Consider the following 23,934-nt stretch of genomic DNA (forward strand, 5'->3'; position numbering starts at 1 on the left):
GCGATCGCCCACAACCGACTGGGCTTTATTTAGTTTCTTCCGCTCTTCTCCCAACACAGCTTCTTTCTTGAGGCAACAGACGAAGGTTTCAATGCTCAGCTTTAGCCCTGGCTGCTAACAGTTACAAATTTCGCCCAACGTGCAAGACGATTATAGTGAACTGTTCTCTCTGTAAAGGTTTCAGCTTTTAAGAATCACCAATGATTTTTTACAAAATTTTTGACCACGACTCACCCCGCGACAAAAAATGTGGTGGTTTGATGCGTTACGCTATCACTTCGCACCTTACACATAGAGGTTTTGCGTAAGTCTGGTTGACGATTCTCGCGATCGAGTTCACGACCTATAAGGCAAGAGGGATGCGCTACCTGGTTTTGACGATTGAAGTGCAAATACCCGCTAAGGTCAGATTTCTATCATGCGGTTTGAGGAATGCCCTACCTGGTTTTGACGATTCTGACTCCGGTGCGAGCAGCCCCACCGTGTAGAGCGCTCCAGGCGGGAAGCGCGATCGTCAATGACGGTTGAGAATCGTCACAACTGTCATTATTGATAACGTAATCGCTTACTCTGGAAGACTTTGGAAGAATCGCTGCTGTCGGAGGACGGCATTTTTTGCAAGTTGCCACAAATACCCTGGACTGCACTTGCAACTCGGTTCGCGCGATCGCTCTGCGGGCTTGCAACTAATACCATTTCCGAAAAATTCTGCAACAGTAGCAACTTTTTTGTTGGCTTTGACTTGCGAATCAACCCAACGCTCGTGTTTGTAGCAGGATTTTTCGGAAATGATATAACCGCCAAAACGTGGCCGAGCAACAATTATCTTAGAATGCGCCACTTGAAAGACTTGCCGACCTTTTTCGTTTCACCGAGGTTCATCGAAACCATTTGGTTGAAGACCGCAGCCGTAAAGTCGGTGTTCGACATCTGGCGCAGTTTAGCTCCTGCAACGAGTTCGCGACAGTTGCGGTATGCTTCACGGGTGCTGATCCAACCTTCAGCAACCGTGTCCCGCAACTCTTCTGATTTCTGAATCAGTTTCTGGATGACCGGGACTGTATCGTCCTCATCTTGCTGCTGCCCTTTGTAAAGCACTTCAGCCTGGTTGATGTAGAAGTAGCTGGTGGCGATCGCCTTTTGAATGATCTCGGCCCCAATCGAGGTAGGAATTTCAATCTCAAAAGGCTTCTCGGAATGTTCCCCGCCTGAGAGCTTCCACTCTTCTTTCAACTGCAAGTAAGTTTTGAGGGTGCCGTCCGGGTTTTTCAACTTGCAGATTTCGTGCAAGCAATGCAGGATGAGGGCAATCCGCAGGCAGTACCCACTCCACTTGGACATGGCTAGCTGGAAGCCTTCATTCAGTTCAGCTTCTTCGCGCTCGACCATCGGGTTGAAAAAGTGCTGTTCGTAGTAGTCTGCTGCGGAGTCGCTGAGGTGGTAAGTGATCGGAAAACCCTGGTAAACAGTGCGGTTCGTTTCATCTTTGAGCACTTCGCCTGTCTCCTCATTTTGAACGGGACGATAGTGCATTTTGAGGACGGAAAGTTTGTGGTAGATGTCTTTGAGAAAGGCGTCAATGTCGGGGTAGGGCAGTCGCGTCCGCCGCCGTTTGGGCATCTGGGCCAAGCAGATTACCCACCGGGCCATCCAGCCGCTGGAAATTTTGCGAGGTGTCATCTCTTCGTCAAGCGTCTTGCGCTGGATGGTGCCGGTGATGGGGACGCACGACCTCTCCACCTCGACTCGACGATCGCGGTCAATGAGGATGACTTTGGGACCGCCGCCGTTGTTGAGGGTGAGGTAAAAGGCTTCGTCGTCCCCCTTGCCAGCCCGATATTTGTTGAGGGCTTTGAAGAAGCCGTCGATTTCGTCGCGGTGGACGAGGAAGCCGCGCGGATTTTCGTTGATGGTGCGGATCAGGGCTTCTACGGTGATGTGTTCGACCCAATACTCGCGAGGAACGGGTGGGGGCGGGAGTTCTTCTGGCGGGCTGTCAGAGTCTCGATTTTGCTGGGTGGCTTTTTGTGCTTCTTTGTAGCTTTTGAGGGCAATGCAGTATTCGCTGTTGGCATCCTGCTGCAAGAGCCGGATGGGGTTGACCATAACTTCTTGAGTTTGACTTTTAAGCTTCCCCGACCGGGCGGTGCTGATTGTCCACAGCACGCAGGACTTTTGTCTGAATCCAGGCCAAGCAACAATTTCAGCGGCCGTGCCGATCGCGCAGCCGAAGGTTGACCAACCTACTGTCATCAGGTGTTCGGCGCTGGTGGGCATTGCAGCAGCGATTTGTGCCAGGATGCAGGCAATTTCAGGCGGTAAAATTTGGTGCAAGTCGAGACTCTGCTTGCGCTTGCTAACTAAATCTTCAATAAGGGTTTTTTCGCTTTCGACTTCTGCGAACTGCCATTCTTGCAGTCGGGTTAAAACGATTTGTTCGACGTATTTGGGGTCGAGTTCCAAAGCTTGAGCGATTTGGGCGCACTCGGATCTTCGTTCTGACAGGGGAATGTTGCCCCGTTCCAGGAGCCGATCGATATATTTGAGGAGCAGGTTTTCTTTCTGTTTGCTGTCAGAATCCGGCGGGTAAAAATTATCTGTAACCTCACCGTTGTTTGGCGGGATGCTCTCTGGCGCATCTGCTTGTAACTTTTGAGAATTGAGCTGCTGCTGGCTCGCGGTCGGTGATGCCCTGGGGCGCTTGTCGATACCCCATTCTCCTAAAATCCTGTCTTTAATGTGAGGGGGGCATGAAGCCTGGAAGGTTTCTCGATCCAGCCGGTAAATCTTTTTCCAGCAATTTTCAGAGTCTCCGCTGTGATATTCGGCGGCGGTTTGGCAAGCGGAGGGGCTAATGGTTTTGAGGATGCGCTGCCATTTGTAGGGATCTCGGCTGCTGTCTTCCATTAGCCCCCAGGCGTACTCGGCTAAGATTTCAGTGGTGCCGGAGTAGGAGATACTGTAGCGGTGGCAGAACTCTTCCCAGCCGTAACATTCGGAGGCGAGAGCGGTCAGGGCGTCGGAGCGATCGCCTGTTTTGGCACCACCTGTCAGAATTTCAAGGGTGCGGGGGGAGATGAGGTCTTCTAGGCGAATTGCGCCGGGGACGTAACTTCCTACAGAACGGGGCGAGGTGTTGGCAGGAACAGACGGGTGCTGTTGCCGTGTTGGGTAAATACCAACATCTTCCGGTTTGGCAACTGTAGGCGGATATGCAACAAAATACTCCCAGCGGTATGGGATGCCGTTCGCGCCGACAGTAGGGGGCAGCAGGGTGTGACCGCCGTTTCGGGCAAGCAGTTCGCCCATTCGGGACCTGTCTCGATCTAGGCTGAAGGCTGTCCAATCTGGTTCTTCTGTGAAGGCGAGGATGACTCGGTATCCGCCCGAAGGGGTGCGAAATCGAGGGGCGACATTCAGGAGGGGGTAGTCGTTGAACCACTGTTCAAGGCGCGCCTCAAAAGCTTGTGGCGAGGAGAAGACTTTTTCTTTGCGATCTAGATCGACAAAGGCGATGTAGTGGCCCTGTGTATTAGGTCCGCCGCCGAGAGTGCCGATGCCAGTGGTGTGGGCGAACCACTTCGCTAAGTTTGCCTGAGTTGGCAATTGCTTTTGATAGGGTTTCCAACTGACTTTGACTGCTTTTCCTTTCTGGTTTATCCAAGCAGGCGCTTTGCCTCCGGGAACGTTGCAGTCCCTTTCGCATTCCTTGGGACATTCCGGCAGCGCAGGTCTGCCCAAGCAATTGTGGAGCCAGTCGATTGTCTGGGCGATCGTCTGGGGAGCCTGATTAATGTCGCTCATCGGTGCACCTCCAAGCGATATGAGAGGAATTGGGCGATGCCTGTTTTGACATCTTCCAAGTCCCTGCGAGGGTTACCGAGAAGTTTTTGCTAAAAATTTGGCAATCTGTGTTGGCAAACCTCCTAATTTTGCTAAAGTTAAATAGCATCCAATTTTGCCTCCCCAGCCAAAAAGCTTTATGCAGCTGTGGATGCAGGTCAGTCTTCATCAAAAACCTCCATTTTGACCCCAATCATTTACCAATAGTAAATCTAGATTCACCCACAGTGAATTAAGGTGACAAATCTTAATGCTAATTTATGAAGCCTTCCACAATACTTTGAAACGTTATGACATCAGTGGCAAAGCCCTAGCTCGAGTTGCTGGGGTCAGCGAGAGTCTTGTGTCGCAGTTTAGGCACGGCAAGAAGGGTGTAACTGACGAGATGCTCGACAACCTGTTGCAGGCGATGCAGAAGATTGCTCCGGGAGCACGCAAACATTTTTGTTCGCTGGTAGCTGGGGAGCTGGTGGAAGGAGCGGGTGTGGAGAATGCAATTAAGGAGATTTCTGCTGAGGATATTCCTGAATTGTTGATGGCGATCGCGCGTTGCTGGAAATCAGTTGACCATCCATCAATTTATGCAACAAGTGCGTTGATGGAGTTCCATCGCTAAAATGGTAGCACTCTAAGATAATAGATGTAGCGCCAAATTTTTAATAATTTTATACCTGCAAAATTCATATTTAATGAAAATTAATATTTAGTGTGATATGGAATTAATTTAACTACTTAATTTACCCAAATATAGCAACAAAAAGTAGTTATTTATCAACTACAACTACCATTTCTTCACTAGATTTGTTCCTAATTGATACTTATTTGTTATTGAGGTCTCTGGTGGTAGGCCTAATTGTTTGCGAAAATCTGAGTCCTATTTAGCGAGTTACCAATTTTTAGCAGTCGCATCCGCTAGCCTTGCACCTCACATTCCCGATCCATAGCCAATGCACGCTCTGTCAGAACCGGAATTGTTGCATGAATTGCATCGTCTCAACGGTATCCCTAAAGAAGTTCTATAAAATTACGAAATGATGCAACTACTGATTCCTATTGTGCGGGCAGATTTAGCAATTGATGAAGTCTATGTTTATACTAACGAAGCGCCATTAGAATGTCCGATTACTGTAATTGGTGGTTTGCAATACCCCGAAACGAGTCCCGATATTATTGAAGGTTGGAACAAACATACAATCGCTTTTTGTTCGCTGCAAATGTTTCCATACCATCACTTTTTTTTAAAGAGATATCAGTTGCTTTTGCTTCAAGCTACTTTTCAAAAATTGCAGCAAAATCAATAATTTTTCACGGCTTACGACTAATGATGAATACTAATATAATTGAGTGGAAAATACCCCCAAAAGACCTAATACTTAATAGCGATGAGGTTCATGTTTGGCGCGTTGATCTGGAGATGAGAGCATCTTGCCTACAAAGCTTGCAGGAGAGTCTCTCTACTGACGAACTTAAAAGAGCAGAGCGTTTTTACTTTCAGAAAGACAGAGCGCATTTTATCGCAGCTCGCGGTATTCTCAGAAAAATTTTGGGCTGCTATCTAAATAAAAATCCTAACGAACTGCGCTTTAGCTATAACCCCTACGGAAAACCATCTTTAGTTACCGCAGTATCCGAATATAAACTTTGCTTCAATTTGTCTCACTCTCACGGAATTGCTCTCATTGCTGTGGAGCAAAATCGAGAAGTTGGCATTGATATTGAACGCATTCGTAAAGATTTTCCCTACCAGCAGATAGCCGAAAGTTTTTTTTCGCCTTTTGAAAACGCCGTATTGCGCTCGCTCCCCAAACATCAACAACTGAGAGCTTTTTTTACCTGCTGGACTCGCAAAGAAGCCTACATCAAAGCGGTAGGTAAAGGTCTTTCAATTCCTTTGGATGGATTTGATGTTGCGATTGCGCCGGGAGAACCAGCAGCACTGTTAAACTTTCTGGAAAATCCAAAAGAAGTTTCCCGATGGTCTTTGATTGAGTTAGTCCCCGGTTTAGATATGGTAGCAACTCTTGCCGTTGAGGGCGATCGCTGCCAACTTCTCTGCTGGCAGTGGCAATACTCCTGCTAATAAATCCTAGAAGGGATTCTGGTTGATCAAACGCAGCCGATTTAAGCAAAGTTTTAGTACCTTCTCTCGGACAAACAGCAGTCTAGAAATTAATTGCAGCGGGCAAAAAAGGAGTCAACGCGATTAGGCGGAGTCTCAAAAAATTCATAGCCTAGTCAGAGTTTGAATTTGAAAATAGTCGGTCAAATATAGATTCCAATTGATTGATTCAAGGAGATGTCGCGCTGCAATTTCTTTATCAAGAAATTGATCTGAAAACCTATCAAAACAAATCAGTTGCAGTCGATGCACAGTTAAGAACTCATGTCAATCTCAAAAGGAAAGCGAGATTTGATTTCGGGCCTGCCACTAAAACAGTTGAAGGATATACCACCTTCAACTGAGTTGCCTGCAAATTTTGCCAAAATTCATCCCCCGCGCTTTGAGTGTGGCGAGATGGTGCGCTGGACTGATGTTGGCGAAGAAGGTGACAGAGGAATGGTTATAGGCAAATTTTACAACTATGAACAGCGTCAGCGTTGTTGGATGTGGTGTTATATCATTTGCCTTACTCCTGATTCCAAGAGTGCAAAGTGGTGTCAGTTTGATACTGCCTGGGAGGAAGATTTGGAGAAGTTTGAGGATGATAAAAAAGCAGCAGACTTTGACAGATAGAGAACGCAATTTGATTGCAGTTTACAGTCAATGCCAATTGCAAATGACACCGAGGCAGTTTTATGCAAAGTGGGGAGTGAGTTATGAGGAAATTGCTTTTATTTGTTCTCGTTCTGATTCTACAGTGCGGGGTTGGTTTAGAAAGGGGGAAAATCGCCGATTCCCTACTGCTGTCGATTTGCGTCATTTGGCTTTAATGGATTTTCTGCTGGAGCATTTTGAGGAAATTCCAGAGGGATTGGTGGCTTTCCTGTGTCCGCCTTGCGAAGAGAATAGCCTGGATTAATAGTAGCGGCGCGTATAACGGAAAGACTGTTTAGGGCAACGACTGTATACGTTGTCGCAATCATATACTGCTGACTTGTTCTAACAGTTTTGTTGGCTGCTATACATCAAGCTTTTTCAGCATCAAAAAATAATTTGAGCTTGTCTTAGCACAAACCTTGTCAAATATCAATGTCACCGTGACCTGTCTTTGACAAGATTATTCAATTACTGTCTTGGCAAGCAATCAAACAAGAGCACAATCTGTTACTTTTACTGCTGAGGTACTAAAATGACCTACTCTGAAAAATTGCACCCGTGGTGTATCATTAGCCTGCTTCCTAATTGTCAGCGTGTTATTGTGGCACGATTTCGTAAGAGAAACGATGCAGACGATCATCTACGGGTTTTGCAGTGGTTAGTGAAAACGCGCACATTTGTGATTATTTTTGACATCCAACCAAAGCCTACTGTGCCTAAAGAATAACGGCGAATGCAGCGAAGGTTTGAAATCGAATTAATCGAGATACCTGCGTTAGTTGAATAAACCGACTTTCCAGCGATTTCTCCCAGCGACAGAACCTACTGATAGCTGGGAGAATTTTTTATATATTTTACTGATTCTCTACTAACTACAACTTTTTATCATAGTATTGATTGACGCTCTAAAGCGATCGCATTTGTACGGATAGTTACAATTGCATAAGTAAATATGCTCTGATTGATAGCTGTGCAATCGTAGATGTGGCTAATAGTAATATAGCTTGCGAGCGCAATAGATATTCCTTATCTATCAATACTTCGGAATTTTTGCTAGTTTTTTTGAGAGATGGCTCTGGCGCAAGGTTCGTAGGTGGCTAATGTTGCGCTGAGTTTTTGGATTTCTTGCCATAGCTCTACTATCAAGGCTTCTTTTGCCTCGTTCAATAGTTGCTTTAAGTCGGGGAGTTTTTCCATTCCTTTATCTAATGTCTATCTCGTCTTCTTGTCAAGGGGGTTGAGCAATTACAATCAAAGAATCAATAGAGACAAGTGCGACCGCATCTTGTCGGACAGATAATTAATGGGAATTAATTAAGAAATTTCTTGGGAAACACGCTTACCGTTAAAACTTTACAAAAAATAGATCGTTAAAAGCAAGGCCGCGATCGCGGCAATTTTTGAGAATAAGCTGCACTTGCTTGTACTGCGAATCCAGCCATGACCCAAATAGAACCAAATTCCGAACCAACAGGAGAGGATATTCCACTTTCAGCTACTCAAAAAGTGGGTGAAACCATCAACAAAACTGAGAACACTTCACAGAGTCCTGACTTACTTGATGAAGGAGAATCAGAACCTTATGAATTCAATTTTTGTACAATCAAAATCCACATTGTTATGCGACCAGACGATGGGCATCCAGAAGGGCGAATCGTAGAAATTACAGCAACGAGCCATGACGACTTACCACTATTAGTACAAGTTAGAGAAAACTCGATTGGAGCTTGGCCAAACCATTTACAAGAATTGCTCCAGCGGTTAGCCTCTAACCTACCTAACCGAAAAGTGAGCGCTCAAATTCGTTCTTCTGTTGCTCAACCCCGGAAAAAAGCCAAACCAAATCTTCAAAATCCTGCTAACCACCCCGTCAACAAAGGTGAAGCTGGAGTACAAATCCCCCTGTTTTAAAGAGGTAACAATGAGTCTAATAGAATATGAAGGCAGGCAAATCGAACTGCCCAACGAAATTACTGCAAATGATGAAAAATTGCTAGAAGTCCTACTTCCTTACTTCCCTGAATTAAGCGAAGCTACAATTGAACGAAAAACAGGTCAACCCATTAAAATCATCAAACAAGCCAAGACAAAGGGTGTAGAAGAAGATTGGAAAAAAGAACTATGCGTACTGCTCACTCCCCATTCCCCACTCTCCTCACTTATGGCAGCACCAGAAGAACCGAATCAAGCTGTCCAACTCACTTGGGCTCTCCAATGTGAATCTATCAACGGTTATGTTACTCCGCTAACCTTAGCAAGTCGCACTCAAGAAATCTCTCAAGCAATAGCGAGAGGTGAACAAGAACTACAGCGATTTAAAGCAACTCTCAAACAACTGCAACTTGCGCCAGCTATTGCACATCCCCAAATTCCCCTGAATTTTTAATGCCTGCAACCATTTTGTCTGTGTCGCAAGCCATCGCTGGTTTGCGACACTCCTACCCAGTAACCAAGCCAATTGAAGCGATTGAATTTCTCCAGCAAACGCTTAATAGTATTCAAATACTAAACCTTTACCAACACTTTTTTCCAACTGAATTTACCACCAGTACCAGTTCTATTTACTCTGATAGTCCTGACATTCATAGCCCCCGCGAATTAGAATTTTTTAGTCTGCTTGACGAAACAGAACTTATCCCTATCAGCCCCTGGCAATTAGAAATAGCCCAAGAAGAACGCCTCGACGAACTCCTGATAGAGCCTTGGGGGTTAGATTGGTTGAGCTATGAAGATTATGATATTGAGTCATTAGCCCCTGAGTGGCAAATCTTGCTGCCTCTAACTTCTAAAGGACTAGATTGGCTAACTGAAAATGACGCACAAGATTGGTATGAAGAGGAATTTAACGTTTTATTTTCTCACGTTTTACCACCCGATAGTATCAATTATCTGCAATTCCAAGAGCTTTGCTCTCTGGCTGACTTTCCCATAAAATCAGTGCCAATTGTACTAAGTTTCCTCAATTATTCAACAGGTAATATTTGGCTAGACGGCTGCGCTCAAGACGAGTATCAATTTAGAGAATGGACAGTCGAAAACTTGATATCTTTATCAGCGCAATGGCAAAGTGCTAAAGAAGTAATAACCCAAGCTCAACAGGTTATCGACTGGCTTGCTACTGACCGCCCTCGACGTTTTCAGCAAATTCTTGAACTCTGGAACAAGAGCACTTTGTCAATTTGAATTACCTATGAATCCAAATAATTACGATTGAAACTCTCAAGTCTAAAAATGCTGAGCTCCCCGCTTAAGCGTATTCATTGTGAAGCAGCAACCGCTAGTGCGGTTGTAGCTGTTGGAAATTGAGGTCTTAACCATGACTGAAACTCTAACAACAACCGAAAGAATTGCACGTCTCAATGACCAGTTGCGTCAAGGAAATACCAAAATTGGTGAAATTCGGATCACTCAAACTGTAAAAGCTCTTCCTCCTGAATACCAACAAAAATTACTGCAATTAGTAAGAGATTTTAACAGTTTTGAATCAGGCAACGACCCCTACGGAGAACGAGATTTTTTTGCCATTCAACTGGATAGCAAAAACTACTTTTTCAAAATTGATTATTTTGACAGAAAAGCTTGGCTGGACAACCAAGAAGTGAGTTCAGAATGCCCAGAAAACTCGGATAAAACTTGGAGAGTTGCTACCCTAATGAAATCGAATGAATACTAATTTTCAAGTAGGAGCTAACCTTACCTATCGGGTTAGCTCTATAACCTCTATCAATTTTAAGCTATTATGTATGCAACATTTGTCAGGAGAAGCCTTCCGTGAAATTCTGCAAATAGCTCCCCGACAGCTAACAGAAATTGATGCTGAATTACTGTTCATCAAAGAACAATACCTGTTCCATTATCGAGAAGGGACAAAGGAACACTACAAACTACTCTCCTCTGTCAGTTTGAGAACTGCATTTTCTCACGAGCCAATTGATACAGGTTGGATGCCTCCAGGAGTCATAAGGTGGGGAACTAATTCTCAAGGAAATTGGGTAGTAAAATTCATACCTCCTGCTCAATATAACCTCCACTTTGATGATATTGAACCGATTACTATTCCGCTAACCGCTTTGGTATTGGTAGGACAGAACACTCAATATTGGGTATGGGCAACTGATGTCGCCACCTTCAACCCAGAGGCGAAAGCTTACCATACTCCCTTACCAAATATCCACCCAAACGGTTTAATTTGCTGGGGACAAAATACTCCCCCGGTTGCTTCAACTCAAACCATTGATATTGCTTGGCAAACTTTCATCACTACTCCTTTCAATGCTGACTTATCCAGCCAAAAAAGCCGAAAGTTTCCCCAAGATGTCAGAGAACATCTGAAAAGTTTAGCCTTGAAAAAAAGGCGTTCCTATCCTGTTAAAGATTTAGTTGAAAGCAGGTGCAACCAGTCAATTAACTCTTTAATAGAACACCTTTTATTGATTGCTAACCCTATCTAGGGATTGCACTCAACATTTTTCTTTCAACCGCCAAGTTTAAGTTAATGCTAAAACTTTTTAACCACATTCATGCCTCTATTCCCTTGCCTCCCATTGCTACTGGAGTATTCTGCGAATACGTTACAGCTTCTAACGGCGTGTTTGTGCGTTCAGTTCGCCCCGGACTAGAGGCAATGATTCCTGTTGCAAATTCAGCGCCCAATACTATCAAAGGGTTGCCATCTATAGAACCGTACTTGTACCTTGACACTCGTTCAGTACCATTAGAATTACTCCTTTCTATGTGTACAAAATCTGCATTTAGCAAAGATAATAGTGGGAATCTCACAGAGATTTTATTTCACCTATCCCTTGACAGCCGCAATCAATGGCAACTGACAATTCCACTCCAAACAACTACACGAACAAACTGCCAACCTCTTGATAATTTATCCTGCTCAACTGCCTTAATTGAATGCCACTCTCACGGAGAAATGCCTGCTTTCTTTAGTAGCACAGATGATGCTGACGAGCGCGGGTTTAGACTCTATGCAGTCTTGGGTAAAGTTAATACTTTAAATCCTGAGATTTTAGTCAGAATCGGAATTTTCGGACACTATAGCTTAATTAAAGCTAGTTCTGTATTTGAAGAGCCATATTTTATCACCGATGCTTACCAAAACTCCCTTAAACCTCGACTTTGAGTACGCCAATTCTACCCCTCTCCTCCTCAAAGATTACTCTCACCTACACTTGTGGCTCGTTGGCTGTGGGGGCACTGGCTCTTATGTAGCTGAAAGTTTAGCACGATTAGCTTACGTTTTCAAACAACGTGGTAAAAATGTCAATGTTGCCTTTGTTGACCCTGACATTGTTGAAGAGAAAAACTTGGGAAGGCAGAGATTTTGTCAATCTGAACTCGGATTGAATAAAGCCGCTACTCTTGCTTTGCGTTACAATCTTACCTGGGGGCTAGAAATTAGTGCAATTCCTGACTATTTTGACCCCAAATTGGTAAAATCATACTGGAATGATTTGGTAATTATCACTGGCTGCGTTGACAATAGTGCGGCTCGTCGTTCCCTCGGCAAAACACTAGAAAGTAACCGCCACTCTGATATTCCAAGAATCTGGTATCTTGATGCTGGCAATAACTTTGATAGCGGTCAAATTCTACTAGGTAGTCATAATTGTGGTGAGGGGTTAATTACTCACCTAGATCAATTTGAGAAAACAGGCATTATGGGAGCGTTACCCTCTCCTATTTGGCAGTGCCCCAATTTGAGAGAATCCCAGCCTGAAGAACTGGCAAATACCTATTTATCTTGTGCTGAGTTAGCCACTATTAACGCTCAGAGTCTCACAATTAATCAGGGGATGGCCTCCATTATTGCTGACTATTTATTCCGTCTCACTTTGACGAATGACTTGCGCAGGTTTGCCACTTTCCTTAACCTTAAATCTGGTTCTATGCGCTCGGAATTTATCAGTTTTTCATCTCTTAAAAGGTTTGCAAGAGGGGGAGGGGGAAGGGGAAGGGTGGAAAAAGGAAGGGAAGAGGAAGGGGAAGGGTAGAAAAAGCTGATTATTTGGGGAGGGGAAAGGAAGGCTTCGCCGTGAACTATGCGGCTCGACTGAGCGACATTCGGCTTGCGCTCAATCGAGCCACAATTCGGCTAAGCTCATGGTCGAAGCCTCACGCCGAAGTCCGACGGGAACCCCGCTTACCGAACGTCCGAATGGAAAGTTATAGGTTATTGTTAGCTTTTATTAAAGAGAAAAAGCTAAAATTTATCCTTCCTTCCCCTTCCCCCTCTTTTACTTTAACGAGATTTTTTCGGATTTAATACTGTGTGAATTGCCCGGTCTAAAAACTCGATAAACTCACTGGGATAAGTATAAAATTGACTCTTTCTGGCTCTTCTGGGTTTGAGGGGATTAATGTATAATGAGATACAATGAATACGTGGTGATCGGCATGGACTTGCATCTTGATAGGTTGCTAAATTTACCAAATACAACCATCGAAAGTTTTACGGAAGAAGAAAATAAAATTATTCTCAAGCTGAGATTCTTACATGATGAAGCTCCTTGCCCCATTGTAATACGCAGAGTAGAAAATTCAAACAAAATCGACCGATACTGATTCGAGATTTATCAGTATTTGGCAAAGTAATTTATTTAAATACGCCACGCCGCCAATTTTATTGTCATCAGTGTCAAAAACATTTTACGGAAGAATTACCCTTTGTATATTGGGAAAGACGATACACACAAAGATCTGAAGAGTATGTTTATCAACGAGTGCAAAGTGCGAGTGTAGAGCAGGTAAGTCGAGATGAATTTTTGAGTTTGGATCAAGTACAGGGAATATTTAACCACCAATTTTCTCTCAAAAAAAAGGAGAATTGGGAAGAAGTAAAACGGGTGAGTATTGATGAAGTGAGTAAACGCAAAGGACATCAAAATTTGGTCACGGTCGTATCAAATATTGACTTAGGAGAATTGCTAGAAGTGATTGATAGTCATAAACAAGATGACATCATTGAAATCCTTAAGCAGCAACCAATTGAGATCAGAGAGAAAGTTGAGGAAGTCAGCGTTGATATGTGGGGAGGATTTCCAAAAGTTGTAAAAGAGGTATTCCCAAATGCCAAAATTGTCATCGACAGATTTCATGTCATGCAGCCAGTGATCAAAGAGTTAAATCAATTGCGTAAACAAACTGGAGTTAAGATTAAAGGCAGTCGTTTTATCCTGCTAAAAAATAATATTGATTTAACAGAAGAAGAAAAAGTGAAATTGGAAACTGTCTTGAAGTATTCTAAGCGTTGGCGATTAGCTTATACTCTAAAAGAAGATTTTAGGAGTATTTTTGAAACTTGTAAAACCCCTGAAGATGGTCAGGAACAATTGAAAGAATGGCTTCAAAAAGCTCAAGTTGTCTACGGAGCAGTTTTGGAAACAATTCACAACCATCTAGACAATATTTGTAATTACTTTTTAAACCGTACATCTAGTGGTGTGATGGAGGGACTTAATAACCGAATCAAATTAATTAAATGACAAGCCTATGGCTTTTTGAATTTTGTAAACTTTCGTTCTAGATTATTAGCCTGTCTTTCTCATTAGCTTTACTTATCCCCATAAACCCAGAAGATCCCCGCTAAGTTGAATTAAGAATCAAGTTGAGCAAGTGCGAGAAAATTGGTAACACAGTAGCCGTTATCTAAATTGAATAAAAAATCAAATAAGGAGTATGAGAAAATTGGCAACACAGTAGCCGTTATACCAGCCTTGACAGTCGCGTAAATTGCTGTTGTCGGACTCGCGCTTTGCAATCGGCTAAACTGTTGTTGTCTGATAAAGCTTGACAGTCGGCTAAACATTTATTCCCTGACTTGGTTTACAGCAGTCGCTCGACTCCTAGCTATTAATGGCGGTTATAATTCTCCACCCTATTAGTCCAGGTAGTAATTTCTAAGTAGGTAGGCGGGATTAAACCGAATAATGTAACAGTATGTAAATAGGCTTAAGTCAGCCAGTAGAGAGCATTTGAACACTTTACATCGTTTGCATAGTTGCGTTTTAAAGCGCCGACTTACTTACTTCGTACCTTAAATTGACGGCGTACACCTCTGATTTCAGTAATTTGATCAGATTTATTTAGATGTGAACCAACCTCTTGAATTTTTACTGGTGGAGAAATTGGTGGAGTCGTTATCATTCCAATGTTGTAGGGGCCAGAAAACGGAAAACAAACTATATCATAAGATACTTCATGTTCTTTGTACCAACATTGAATATCTGCAATCATCTCCTTAATCCCATACGACAAGGAGATCAGAAATTACAGCATGGTACTATAAGAGTTGGTCCTATGATTGATGCTAGCACTAACTCTGGCAATGCCGCGTCTGGATGTAATCCAAGTAAAAGATCATAGTAAGCTGCCATCTCAACTTTGAAGTATGTTTGACGATGAAACACACCTTTTAGGCTATATTCACGAGGATCAATAACTTCACACTCAAAGTTATATTTTTTTTTGAGAAGCCGGCTTAACATTCCTTGTCCTCCAGTGACATCAGCTATATACTTAACATTATTTGTGAAATAATTGCCTACAAAATCAGCTAGATCATCAAAACGCTAATCATTACCGTGAAAAAGTGCTTGTTTTCGTCCCATTTGTGTTTGCTCCCAATTGATATTTTATGATTTATCAGTTTCTCTTGTCACACTGCTCCCACCCATAATGTGCTTCTTGATAATCACAGTCCAGTAGAAGTGCTGCCGTAAAGTCGCGCCATGCCAAATTTACAAATCCTTGTTGCAAATATTTCCATCCACGATTTGTATGTTCTTCAGGTGAATGACGGAGTAGATAAAGGCAAATTGGGTCATTTGATATCACAGATAACATATCGTAAAAAAGTTTCTTCGCTGTTGAAATTTTATTAAGACGAGCATAGTGCCAGATTGACTCCATCAAGAGTAATGGGTCATCGGGAAAACATTGAAGAGCCTCTGCTAATACTTCAAGTCCCGCATTTGGATTACCTATCTCAAAGTAACACCGAGCATAATTAGCAAGATCCTGTGATTTCATCTCTTGAGCTTCACAATAATATGAGATTGCCAATTTATATTGACCAAGACAAAAGTGATAAAAAGCTGTATTAGCTTCATCAGCTAAAAATTTTTTAATGCGATTTATACTTTCAAACTCTGTGGTTAATTCTTGCTCATAACACCTAAATCGGTTTTCATAGTGTTCTACAATCCTAGCAAGAGCATTTTCTAAATAATTAGATTTAGCTGTATTCAATGATTGGCGTGAAAGTTGTTCTATTAAAGTAAAATTTTGTCGAGATTCCTCCCATTTTGAGGGTGAGCGATCAGGATGATCGAGATGATAGCCAGTTGCTGAAGGAACTGGAATAATAAGAGCACCTTCACAAATTGCCAGCGTACCAATCCAAGTGTCTTCCCATCCCCATCCTTGAAATTTTTCTTCAAAACCGCCGATACGGTTTATCAAACTGCGCCGCATACTAAATAACGCACCATATACCATACGCGGCAAAGTCCAGATTTCATCACTAGGTGTAATAGTGTCAGTTAGCCAGAGTTTTCTCCCATCACCCAGAAGTTTCAAATGCTTAGTCACTTGCATCATATTTTCTGGCCATCCCGGCCAATCATAGTGATAGCGGTTATCATCCCAAAATTTTGGTAAATGTCCGACAAGGTTCTGGGCTATATCTAACGAAACATCATGAATATTGCTACGAAAACCGACTAAAACTACTTCTTCTTCCAGAACACTATGGCGTTTTACTAGTTCGCTTATTGTATGAACTGACAAAATCATATCAGCATCGCAAGAAATAATTATATCTCCCGTAGATGCTGCAATTCCAGTATTCATTGCATGAGCACGTCCAAGATGTGCTTGTCTCATGACTGAGTATTTAAGACCAATACGCAATTCAATCAGCGCCTCAAAAGTTCCATCAGAAGATCCATCATCTACAACTATGACTTCAAGTTGGTCAGAATGTCTATTATTGAAGCTACTTTTGCCTAATGCTTTTAGGCATGCAATTACTGTATCTCGACAATTATATGAGGGTATAATTATTGATACTGAAAGAAAAGATAAAGATGTTTGAATTTGCTTAATCGAGTTGTAGGGATCAAGAACCAGTGATCCATAGCCATATATCTGATAATCTTTTTCTAATTTAGAATAATCATTGTTGGATTCTAGAATTAAGTCTGATACATTTTTCATAATTAAATGTAGTAAAAGATATTAACTTTTATCTTGACTGCTGACTATCAGTCCTTTATTATACTTGAACTACTCTATAAATTACTACCAGTCGCTTGCTGTTTTTTGTAGGGTGGGCATTGCCCATCGTGAAAAGCTGATTCTCCTGTTGGTGGGCAATGCCCACCCTAGCTTAATGACAATGGTGCAAGATATCAGTTTATACGGAAGAATCTTTATGATAATATTATAATCACAGTTCGCTCATTTGGATCTGAGTTTCCAGAATTGATCGCGACCCACTCAGGGTTTTCAGCGGTCGTTTGAAACCCTCCTACAACGAACAGAAAAATCTTGCTAATTCTACATATAGCGGATGAGAATTGACCAAACGCTATATATAGCGTTTGGTCAATTCTCAAAACCAGTAAAAAAATGAGCGAATCGTGAGATTATATGCTACTAAGTAGGTCGGCGAGAAAAAACAAAACTATGTTAAGATATGTAAATAAAGGTATAGCTCTAGTGGGGTAACTAATATATGGGCGCTAGATTAAGAGTATTTCTGACTCAAAAGCAAGACGAAACCCTATTAAATCTGAGAAAGGCGAAAGTACCACAAAAAGTTAAAGATCCAGCCGAAGTAATCAGGTTAAATGCACATGGCTGGTATGTTGAGAAAATAGCTGCTCACTTTAGCTGGGCTTCACAAACCGTGAGAGTAGTTTTACATAAATGGGAAAAGTTTGGTATAGAAAGCCTTTGGGAAAAACCAGGTCGAGGGGGAAAGCAAGCGTGGAAAGAAGAGGATATAGAGTTTTTGGAAGAATGCCTTAAAAAAGAACCACGTACATATAACAGTTTTCAATTAGCTGATAAATTAGAAAAAGAGCGCTCTATTAAATTAAGTCCCGACCGATTAAGACGGGTACTAAAAAAAAAGGGGATTATTTGGAAAAGAGCTAGTCCAAGTCATAAAGGAAAACAAGACCCCAAACAACGAGAAATAAAGCAATCAGACCTAGATATGTTGGAATTAGCAGCCGCTGCGGGAGAAATCGACTTAAAGTATTTAGATGAATCAGGATTTTGTGCGTGGAGTAAACCTAGTTATACCTATTACAAAAAAGGCGAGCAAAAACGTATACAACAAACTAAAAGTCGAGGTCGTAGATTAAGTATTGTTGGAATTTTTGAACCTTTAAGTAGCTTTTTATATGGTTTGGTCATTGGAGGTGTTGATCGAAAAGCTTATATTCAGATAATGGAGAAAGAAGCGCAAGAAGCGGCCCAAATGAAACGGCTGAGAATCATTGTACAAGACAACGGTCCAATACACCGATGTCAGGAGGTTAAACAGTTGTGGTCAAAGTGGGAAGGTCAGGGTTTATATATCTTTTTCTTGCCCAAATATTGTTCCGAAATGAACCCAATTGAATTAGAGTGGCAACACATTAAAGAAGATGAATTAGCGGGACAAATGTTTGACGATGAATTAGAACTCGCCTACGCCGTAATGGAGGGAGTAGAAGTTAGAGGAAAAAGAGGAGATTACCGTACACAACATATTAAATTTAAGTCCCTTCACCCTACTTAATGTTTTGTTACATACCTGTGAATTTCCCCGCCGACCTACTTAAATCAAACTTAGATACATAAAGTTATGGCCTATTATATAAAGGACGATCACCGTATTGAATCTGAAATACTAGAGATTGATGTTGTTTCACACTGTAATCTTTCTTGCCGAGCTTGTAGTCATCTATCCCCTATATCCAAAGCTAGATTTTCTGATCCAGAAGCTATTGAAAAATCACTAAGAATTCTAGCCAAGTCTTATCATGCTCACACCTTGAGATTATTGGGTGGCGAGCCACTACTTCATCCTTTCTTAACCGAAATTGTTCTGAGAACAATTTCTACTGGTATTGCAGATAAAATCAAGATTGTAACTAATGGCATCCTTCTTGGTAAAACTTCTGATGATTTGTGGAAGTTAATTGATGTTATTGAAATTTCTTCTTATCCTGGATTTGAAATCTCTACTGAAACCCTTAATAAACTATATATTCGGGGAAAAGAATTTGGAGTTGACATTGAAAACAAAACTTACAAATCATTCAGAGAGTCTCATTCGAGTCTAGGTACGGATGATATAGATTTGATAAGACGCATTTATTCAACTTGCCAAATTGCACATCAATGGGGCTGTCATTCAGTGCATGAAGGATACTTCTATAAATGTCCTCAGTCCCATACCATTAATCAAAATTCTAAAGATTTATTCAAAGATGGTGTACCTCTTGATGGTAGTTCAAATTTGTCAGATCGGCTAAAAGAATACCTTGCATCTAGTGAGCCATTAAGAACTTGTAGAAAATGTTTGGGAAGTGTTGGTCTTATATTTTATCACGAGCAGTTAAAACGCAAAACTTGGGAAGATAAGCAAAAAGTTCCCCTAGAGAACTTGATAGACTGGCACTTTCTTGAACATCTTGAAAATATCAATCCTGATCAGGAAAATGGTTGTTATACTTAGAACACAAATGTTTAAATATTTTAAAATAGTTTTATAGTTTTAATCCGATTATAGTCTGAGTAGCAATGTTTTCCATTGTAGTAGAGCTTTCACACATGAATTAGTCAGGTTTTCCCAATCAATATTTTCATGCTCTAAGCAAATATAATTGCAATGTCCATCCATTATTAAAATTCCTTTATCAATAAAACATCTCTCTAATAAAGCACGTTTTTTAATATCTTTTACTATTAATTGGCTATATCGCATTTCAAACAATGCTCCACTAAACATAGGCATCACTTTAACAAATTGAGAAACTTGAGCTACCTCGATAGCCTTGTTGATTGTATTACAAACTCGAATACCCGTTCGTGGTAATTTAAGATAACCGTCCCATTGAGTCATTAAACTGATCTGTGCTACACCTGCTGCCGCACCAAGTGTATCTCGAGAAAAAGTGCCGCCGATACGTGAATCTGTAAAGTTCCAATCATTAACATTCTTGACCATTAAAGATGCTAGAGGAATACCATTGCCAATAGCCTTGCCTAATATAACGAAGTCAACATCTACATTCTCATCCATAGTAATTCCAGCAGGATTAAGTCGCCCAGAGGTTTTAGTTTCATCGACAATTATGGCTATCCCTCTTTTACGGCAGAGTAATTGTAACTGTCTTAATTTATCTAAAGCATTGTCTCCTAATGCATAAAAATCACAAATAAAACATGATATATTCTTCTCGTATTTAACTAAGAGTGATTCAAGTGTAGAAATATTGTCATCCAACCAATTATAAACTGGTTCCATGTCGCTAACCCCACGCATACCCTGGGTAAAATATAAAGATTCACGTTCCAATGAACCTCTAGGAGCGTGCCATTTAGGAGTACAAGCAAGATGAACATCATGCCAACCAATATAACCACACCGAATTATGCCTTTTTTTGTGAACCTCATACCTATTAGTCGCAACGCTGCTGTAACTGCCTCGGAACTACTTTTGAAAAGACATACCGTTTTCCAATCTGGATAGTGCTTTGATAACAGTTCACAATATTCGGCATGTATGGAACTATATGTTGGTAAAAGCCCTCCTTTACTGAGTTGTTCAAGAAGCATACTATTAAATTCAGAGTTTGCATGACCGATTGACACTGGACCAAAACCGAGAACAAAATCAAAATACTCTTTTCCCTCAGTATCAACAACTATTCCTCCCATGCCCGAATCAAAAAATATTTCCTTTCCATTTGTGGTAATAAATTTTCTGGTTGTTCCGGTAATTGGTAAGCTCAAATTCATGTTAAGAACCCACTTAAGATATATTTATTGGACAAACCCTCCAGACTTATAATACCATCTTAGTAGCAGTTTAATCTTAGCACCATGACCTTATTATCATTAAGTCAAGTCTGTTTGTCTGATATCCGCCTGATTGCGTCAGATATCGATGGTACTCTTACACAGAATGGTAAATTTGTACCTACTTTGCTCGAAACTATTAACAAGTTAGGCGCAGCAGGAGTTACCGTACTACTGGTAACTGGAAATTCAGCAGGATGGGTCAGTGCTTTAGTTAATTACTTGCCCGTAACTGCCGTGATCGCCGAAAATGGCGGTCTGTATTTGCAAGAAGGTCACAGTGAGTATTTGCTTTCTACCATTACGAGTTCGAGCAAACACCGTCAGCAACTAGAAAAAGTTTTCCGACAGCTTCAAGAACAATTTCCTAATCTACGCGAATCTACAGACAATCAGTTTCGTATTACTGACTGGACGTTTAATATCGATAATTTGTCACTTGAAGAATTACAAGCAATCTTACTACAATGTCATGCAATGGGGTGGGGATTTACCTATAGTGCGGAGCAATGCCATATCCAACTTTCCGAGCAAGACAAGGCTACAGGATTGATGCGAGTATTAGAACGATATTTTCCAGATTTAAGTGTTCAGCAGGTGTTAACTGTTGGTGATAGTCCTAACGATGAAGCCATGTTCGCATCGGACAAGTTTCCGCTTTCAGTAGGGGTTGCCAACATCTTGCGCTACAAAGAAAGAATGCGTCATTATCCCAAATATATTACTAAAGCACAAGAGTTAGAGGGTTTCTGCGAGTTGGTAGAATTCTTGCTGAATAGCAAGAAATAACCATAGATATTAGACATCTCCCATAATTCTCAATCCTTTTCCTCGCTTGGTTTCTGGCGGACGGTTCCAGGAAGAACCGTCCGCCAGAAAACAACGCTTCGTAAGGATTCAGGTCTGAAAGAAGGGAATGAGGTCAGGCATAGGAAAGTAGTCACAAGAATGGGCAGAAATAACCTGACGGAAAAAAGCCATTACTGAACGAGCTTGAAAACGACAGGTTTGAATCACACTCAGCAGATTAGCCGTTTCCTCAAATCGTTTCATCGAACGAGAGCCGCCAGAAACTTTCCGTTTAGTTACAGCCGAGGAGTAGAGAACGTTCTGCTAAATTATTATCCGGAGGAACCGAGGGGTCATTGAGAAAATACCACCATTGTTCTGCCTTATCCCGTAAGGATTTTAGTAACAGACCTGCGGCATAACCCACAAGGTTCAACCAAGTCGCCAAAGCAAGATTCAATCGTATTTTGAAATCCTGAGCCCACGAGTGATAGGTGAGTAGATCCCTCGTCTTTCGCCAGGACTCATGGGATCTAAAAGCTTCATCTATTAATGACAGAAATATTTGAGCGACTGCTGCATTATTATTGCCAGGAAGTCCCAGCACTTTCTTAAAATGCCGTCGTAAATGGGCCAGACACTTCTGTTGGGCTGCGACTTTCACACCATTATAAACACTGAAATCATCTGAGCTTAAGACTCCCGCAAATTCTTTGCCCAGCATGGTTTCTAGTTCCACGCGCCCCCTGGTATCTGCGGCATGAAATAAACAAAATCCTTCTCCACTAGCCGTCCATAGCCATTCTTTAACCCCCATCACACACCACGGCGTTTCATCTACATGAACGTTTGATTGTAGAGGGGCCCATTCCCACAGTGCTTTGATAGCTGGCTCTACTGCTGCTGCTACTCGTTGATTGGTTTTTTGGAGTGTTCCTACGGACACTTCTATCCTGCCGAGTTCCCACAACAATTCAGTCAGCTTGTCGTAGGAAAGATGTCCATAATTCCCCAGCCAGACTAAGAGTGCTTGAAGATTAATGCTCAAGTCTTGTCCTGGAACTATTCCCAGAGGTGCTTCTCCTCTAACTACTGCACCACATTCGAGGCATTTACACGATTGTGTTTGATATTCAACAACTTCGATTGGTTTTGCTACTAGACTTGCTACTTGCTGTCTGTGGATGTTAATTACTTCACTTAATTCTTGACTACCACAATTAAGACAGATGTCGGGTGAGCTAATTTCGGTTCTGTCTACTCGTCCAAACCCTTTTCGGGTTTTGCCCTGATGACCCGGTTGTCCGCCTGGTTTCTTTTTTTGGTCTGCTTCTGGTTGGACTGTTGGTTTCTCTGATTTTTGGATCAGATCCGTTGATGGGGGCTTTGATGAAGTCTGACTGGTGGTTCGACTTTTGCCCGTAGCAATAGCTAATTTTTCTTGCAATTCTTCAATGATTTTTTGCAGCCCCAGTACCATTTCCACCAGTTCAGCTTGGCTCAACTGCTCGATTTCGGTTTTTTTCTGCTTTCTGCTCGCTGCGGGCTTTTTCATTCCTTTATTTTACCCGCTTTTGCCACTGAAGTTTTTTTTGACCTGAATCCTTACAACGCTTCAATAAGGGTTTCAACGGTTATTCAATAAAAAATACCCAATTTTATGACCTAATTTTTACTGTTTTTTTTTCAGCTTGTAGGGACTGTTATTGACACATAACGATCGCACTTATGCGCCACCGTATTAATCTACATACCAGCAAAATTACTGTCTTGTAATTTTTCGGTTTTAAGCGGAATCTTTCTGCTGCTACTCGAAAGATATTTAGTAATCTAATTAAATGCTCTACAAAGATTCTTTTTTGAGCCTTTGACTTATTCGCTCTCTATGCAAGCTGGAGTCAGAACTCCCTGACGAGGTTTTTTATGAGGAGTGTTAATTAATGGTTCTCCTACATATAGCCTTTCTCAGAAAGATGAGGTATCATGTTACTGACACTCACTCGTGAGGGTCAAAAAGAGAAGATCAGCTCAAATGAACTATAATTAAATGGTTCATTTGAGCCACGCGAAAGCGATACCACACATAATAGCATTTTTTTGACAGCACGCGATGCTTGCCTCACAACACGTTTACTTGTACCAAACTTCATACATTGTTAAAAATGAAAGCTTATTCGATTAATATTAGGCAAAAAATCCTTGATGCTTATCATGCTGAACCCATTTCACAAAAAGCAATAGCTAAGCGTTTTTCTGTAGCCCGCTCGGTAATTGCTCAACCCCCTTGACAAGAAGACAAGATAGACATTAGATCAAGGGTAATTGCTCAACCCCCCTACGGACAAAAATAAAATCTCTGAAACCCTTTGTAGGCAAGTATTGCAAAGTTTGAACACAATTATTTCATTTTTCCGTTTTGATCGCTGAAACCCTCATTATCTCGTTGATT

At 41.7% G+C, this 23,934-nt stretch carries 22 protein-coding genes and 1 pseudogene; 16 read left to right on the top strand and 7 right to left on the bottom strand.

Translation table 11 applies throughout. The annotated features are described in order from the left end of the window. Window positions 1–565 precede the first annotated feature (565 nt). Window positions 566–841 (bottom strand): hypothetical protein, encoded by a 276-nt coding sequence (locus tag QUA00_RS05570; protein ID WP_333195936.1) that lies wholly within the window; start codon window positions 839–841, stop codon window positions 566–568. After that, entirely contained in the window at window positions 823–3,804 is a 2,982-nt protein-coding gene (locus tag QUA00_RS05575; RefSeq protein WP_333313949.1) for a DUF3987 domain-containing protein, read from the bottom strand. Before QUA00_RS05575 ends, QUA00_RS05570 begins: the two co-directional genes overlap by 19 nt. Before the next feature lie 289 nt (window positions 3,805–4,093). Here QUA00_RS05575 and QUA00_RS05580 point away from each other — a divergent pair, with 289 nt between their 5' ends. The 5 genes from QUA00_RS05580 to QUA00_RS05600 all read left to right on the top strand — a co-directional run bounded on the left by QUA00_RS05580 (window position 4,094) and on the right by QUA00_RS05600 (window position 6,863). Continuing rightward, window positions 4,094–4,459, top strand: coding sequence for a hypothetical protein (locus QUA00_RS05580; protein WP_333136337.1), 366 nt, complete (start codon window positions 4,094–4,096; stop codon window positions 4,457–4,459). Window positions 4,460–4,874: 415 nt separating this feature from the next. Continuing rightward, the gene (locus QUA00_RS05585; protein ID WP_333408969.1) at window positions 4,875–5,144 is read left to right on the top strand and encodes a hypothetical protein; all 270 of its coding nucleotides are present in this window, start codon (window positions 4,875–4,877) and stop codon (window positions 5,142–5,144) included. Window positions 5,145–5,164: 20 nt separating this feature from the next. Continuing rightward, window positions 5,165–5,923, top strand: a complete 759-nt coding sequence (locus QUA00_RS05590; RefSeq protein ID WP_333313951.1) for a 4'-phosphopantetheinyl transferase superfamily protein — start codon at window positions 5,165–5,167, stop codon at window positions 5,921–5,923. A 303-nt stretch (window positions 5,924–6,226) separates the two neighbouring features. Then, window positions 6,227–6,577, top strand: coding sequence for a hypothetical protein (locus QUA00_RS05595; protein WP_333313952.1), 351 nt, complete (start codon window positions 6,227–6,229; stop codon window positions 6,575–6,577). After that, window positions 6,546–6,863: a helix-turn-helix domain-containing protein gene (locus QUA00_RS05600; RefSeq protein WP_333313954.1), complete on the top strand. Its 318-nt coding sequence runs from the start codon at window positions 6,546–6,548 to the stop codon at window positions 6,861–6,863. The genes QUA00_RS05595 and QUA00_RS05600 overlap by 32 nt, the downstream gene beginning before the upstream one ends. 791 nt (window positions 6,864–7,654) lie before the next feature. Here the strand turns inward: QUA00_RS05600 and QUA00_RS05605 are convergent. Further along, window positions 7,655–7,798: a hypothetical protein gene (locus QUA00_RS05605; RefSeq protein ID WP_333195947.1), complete on the bottom strand. Its 144-nt coding sequence runs from the start codon at window positions 7,796–7,798 to the stop codon at window positions 7,655–7,657. A gap of 243 nt (window positions 7,799–8,041) precedes the next feature. Between QUA00_RS05605 and QUA00_RS05610 the strand changes: the two genes are divergently transcribed. The 8 genes from QUA00_RS05610 (at window position 8,042) to QUA00_RS05645 (ending at window position 14,097) form a co-directional block, all read left to right on the top strand. Next, a complete protein-coding gene (locus tag QUA00_RS05610) occupies window positions 8,042–8,512 on the top strand; it encodes a hypothetical protein (RefSeq protein ID WP_194060234.1) in 471 nt (156 codons plus the stop codon). A 10-nt stretch (window positions 8,513–8,522) separates the two neighbouring features. Then, complete coding sequence (locus QUA00_RS05615) at window positions 8,523–8,987, top strand: hypothetical protein (RefSeq protein ID WP_333408970.1); 465 nt, start codon at window positions 8,523–8,525, stop codon at window positions 8,985–8,987. Next, a complete protein-coding gene (locus QUA00_RS05620; protein WP_194060236.1) occupies window positions 8,987–9,784 on the top strand; it encodes a hypothetical protein in 798 nt (265 codons plus the stop codon). Before QUA00_RS05615 ends, QUA00_RS05620 begins: the two co-directional genes overlap by 1 nt. 133 nt (window positions 9,785–9,917) lie before the next feature. Next, window positions 9,918–10,274, top strand: a complete 357-nt coding sequence (locus tag QUA00_RS05625) for a DUF3768 domain-containing protein (RefSeq protein WP_194060237.1) — start codon at window positions 9,918–9,920, stop codon at window positions 10,272–10,274. Next, complete coding sequence (locus QUA00_RS05630) at window positions 10,264–11,052, top strand: hypothetical protein (protein ID WP_333408971.1); 789 nt, start codon at window positions 10,264–10,266, stop codon at window positions 11,050–11,052. Before QUA00_RS05625 ends, QUA00_RS05630 begins: the two co-directional genes overlap by 11 nt. 44 nt (window positions 11,053–11,096) lie before the next feature. Continuing rightward, window positions 11,097–11,735, top strand: a complete 639-nt coding sequence (locus QUA00_RS05635; RefSeq protein ID WP_333408972.1) for a Mov34/MPN/PAD-1 family protein — start codon at window positions 11,097–11,099, stop codon at window positions 11,733–11,735. After that, complete coding sequence (locus QUA00_RS05640) at window positions 11,701–12,606, top strand: ThiF family adenylyltransferase (protein ID WP_333195953.1); 906 nt, start codon at window positions 11,701–11,703, stop codon at window positions 12,604–12,606. The genes QUA00_RS05635 and QUA00_RS05640 overlap by 35 nt, the downstream gene beginning before the upstream one ends. 516 nt (window positions 12,607–13,122) lie before the next feature. Next, window positions 13,123–14,097, top strand: a complete 975-nt coding sequence (locus tag QUA00_RS05645) for an ISL3 family transposase (protein WP_333408974.1) — start codon at window positions 13,123–13,125, stop codon at window positions 14,095–14,097. Window positions 14,098–14,632: 535 nt separating this feature from the next. Here the strand turns inward: QUA00_RS05645 and QUA00_RS05650 are convergent. Continuing rightward, complete coding sequence (locus QUA00_RS05650; protein ID WP_333408975.1) at window positions 14,633–14,848, bottom strand: hypothetical protein; 216 nt, start codon at window positions 14,846–14,848, stop codon at window positions 14,633–14,635. Window positions 14,849–15,256: 408 nt separating this feature from the next. Then, the gene (locus QUA00_RS05655) at window positions 15,257–16,831 is read right to left on the bottom strand and encodes a glycosyltransferase (RefSeq protein ID WP_333408976.1); all 1,575 of its coding nucleotides are present in this window, start codon (window positions 16,829–16,831) and stop codon (window positions 15,257–15,259) included. A gap of 520 nt (window positions 16,832–17,351) precedes the next feature. Between QUA00_RS05655 and QUA00_RS05660 the strand changes: the two genes are divergently transcribed. Both QUA00_RS05660 and QUA00_RS05665 read left to right on the top strand, forming a co-directional pair. Next, window positions 17,352–18,407, top strand: a complete 1,056-nt coding sequence (locus QUA00_RS05660) for an IS630 family transposase (RefSeq protein WP_333408977.1) — start codon at window positions 17,352–17,354, stop codon at window positions 18,405–18,407. A gap of 66 nt (window positions 18,408–18,473) precedes the next feature. Beyond that, window positions 18,474–19,349 carry a radical SAM protein gene (locus QUA00_RS05665; RefSeq protein WP_333408978.1) on the top strand — a complete coding sequence of 292 codons (876 nt, stop codon included), beginning with the start codon at window positions 18,474–18,476 and terminating at the stop codon, window positions 19,347–19,349. A 48-nt stretch (window positions 19,350–19,397) separates the two neighbouring features. Here QUA00_RS05665 and QUA00_RS05670 read toward each other — a convergent pair whose 3' ends face one another. Further along, the gene (locus QUA00_RS05670; RefSeq protein WP_333408979.1) at window positions 19,398–20,636 is read right to left on the bottom strand and encodes an aminotransferase class III-fold pyridoxal phosphate-dependent enzyme; all 1,239 of its coding nucleotides are present in this window, start codon (window positions 20,634–20,636) and stop codon (window positions 19,398–19,400) included. A gap of 84 nt (window positions 20,637–20,720) precedes the next feature. Between QUA00_RS05670 and QUA00_RS05675 the strand changes: the two genes are divergently transcribed. Then, window positions 20,721–21,485, top strand: a complete 765-nt coding sequence (locus QUA00_RS05675) for an HAD-IIB family hydrolase (protein WP_333408981.1) — start codon at window positions 20,721–20,723, stop codon at window positions 21,483–21,485. 108 nt (window positions 21,486–21,593) lie between these two features. Here QUA00_RS05675 and tnpC read toward each other — a convergent pair. Further along, window positions 21,594–23,040: pseudogene (gene tnpC / locus QUA00_RS05680) on the bottom strand (IS66 family transposase). Window positions 23,041–23,934: the final 894 nt, after the last annotated feature.

This window comes from Microcoleus sp. T2B6, from assembly GCF_036700475.1.
Taxonomy (GTDB): domain Bacteria; phylum Cyanobacteriota; class Cyanobacteriia; order Cyanobacteriales; family Microcoleaceae; genus Microcoleus.

Coding starts and splice junctions, on each gene's coding strand:
- QUA00_RS05610 (WP_194060234.1), top strand. CDS start 8,042: ATGACCCAAATAGAACCAAATTCCGAACCAACAGGAGAGGATATTCCA.
- QUA00_RS05575 (WP_333313949.1), bottom strand. CDS start 3,804: ATGAGCGACATTAATCAGGCTCCCCAGACGATCGCCCAGACAATCGAC.
- QUA00_RS05595 (WP_333313952.1), top strand. CDS start 6,227: ATGTCAATCTCAAAAGGAAAGCGAGATTTGATTTCGGGCCTGCCACTA.
- QUA00_RS05605 (WP_333195947.1), bottom strand. CDS start 7,798: ATGGAAAAACTCCCCGACTTAAAGCAACTATTGAACGAGGCAAAAGAA.
- QUA00_RS05670 (WP_333408979.1), bottom strand. CDS start 20,636: ATGAATTTGAGCTTACCAATTACCGGAACAACCAGAAAATTTATTACC.
- QUA00_RS05615 (WP_333408970.1), top strand. CDS start 8,523: ATGAGTCTAATAGAATATGAAGGCAGGCAAATCGAACTGCCCAACGAA.
- QUA00_RS05625 (WP_194060237.1), top strand. CDS start 9,918: ATGACTGAAACTCTAACAACAACCGAAAGAATTGCACGTCTCAATGAC.
- QUA00_RS05590 (WP_333313951.1), top strand. CDS start 5,165: ATGATGAATACTAATATAATTGAGTGGAAAATACCCCCAAAAGACCTA.
- QUA00_RS05660 (WP_333408977.1), top strand. CDS start 17,352: ATGGGCGCTAGATTAAGAGTATTTCTGACTCAAAAGCAAGACGAAACC.
- QUA00_RS05640 (WP_333195953.1), top strand. CDS start 11,701: ATGCTTACCAAAACTCCCTTAAACCTCGACTTTGAGTACGCCAATTCT.
- QUA00_RS05620 (WP_194060236.1), top strand. CDS start 8,987: ATGCCTGCAACCATTTTGTCTGTGTCGCAAGCCATCGCTGGTTTGCGA.
- QUA00_RS05655 (WP_333408976.1), bottom strand. CDS start 16,831: ATGAAAAATGTATCAGACTTAATTCTAGAATCCAACAATGATTATTCT.
- QUA00_RS05600 (WP_333313954.1), top strand. CDS start 6,546: ATGATAAAAAAGCAGCAGACTTTGACAGATAGAGAACGCAATTTGATT.
- QUA00_RS05630 (WP_333408971.1), top strand. CDS start 10,264: ATGAATACTAATTTTCAAGTAGGAGCTAACCTTACCTATCGGGTTAGC.
- QUA00_RS05650 (WP_333408975.1), bottom strand. CDS start 14,848: ATGATTGCAGATATTCAATGTTGGTACAAAGAACATGAAGTATCTTAT.
- QUA00_RS05665 (WP_333408978.1), top strand. CDS start 18,474: ATGGCCTATTATATAAAGGACGATCACCGTATTGAATCTGAAATACTA.
- QUA00_RS05675 (WP_333408981.1), top strand. CDS start 20,721: ATGACCTTATTATCATTAAGTCAAGTCTGTTTGTCTGATATCCGCCTG.
- QUA00_RS05580 (WP_333136337.1), top strand. CDS start 4,094: ATGCTAATTTATGAAGCCTTCCACAATACTTTGAAACGTTATGACATC.
- QUA00_RS05635 (WP_333408972.1), top strand. CDS start 11,097: ATGCTAAAACTTTTTAACCACATTCATGCCTCTATTCCCTTGCCTCCC.
- QUA00_RS05585 (WP_333408969.1), top strand. CDS start 4,875: ATGATGCAACTACTGATTCCTATTGTGCGGGCAGATTTAGCAATTGAT.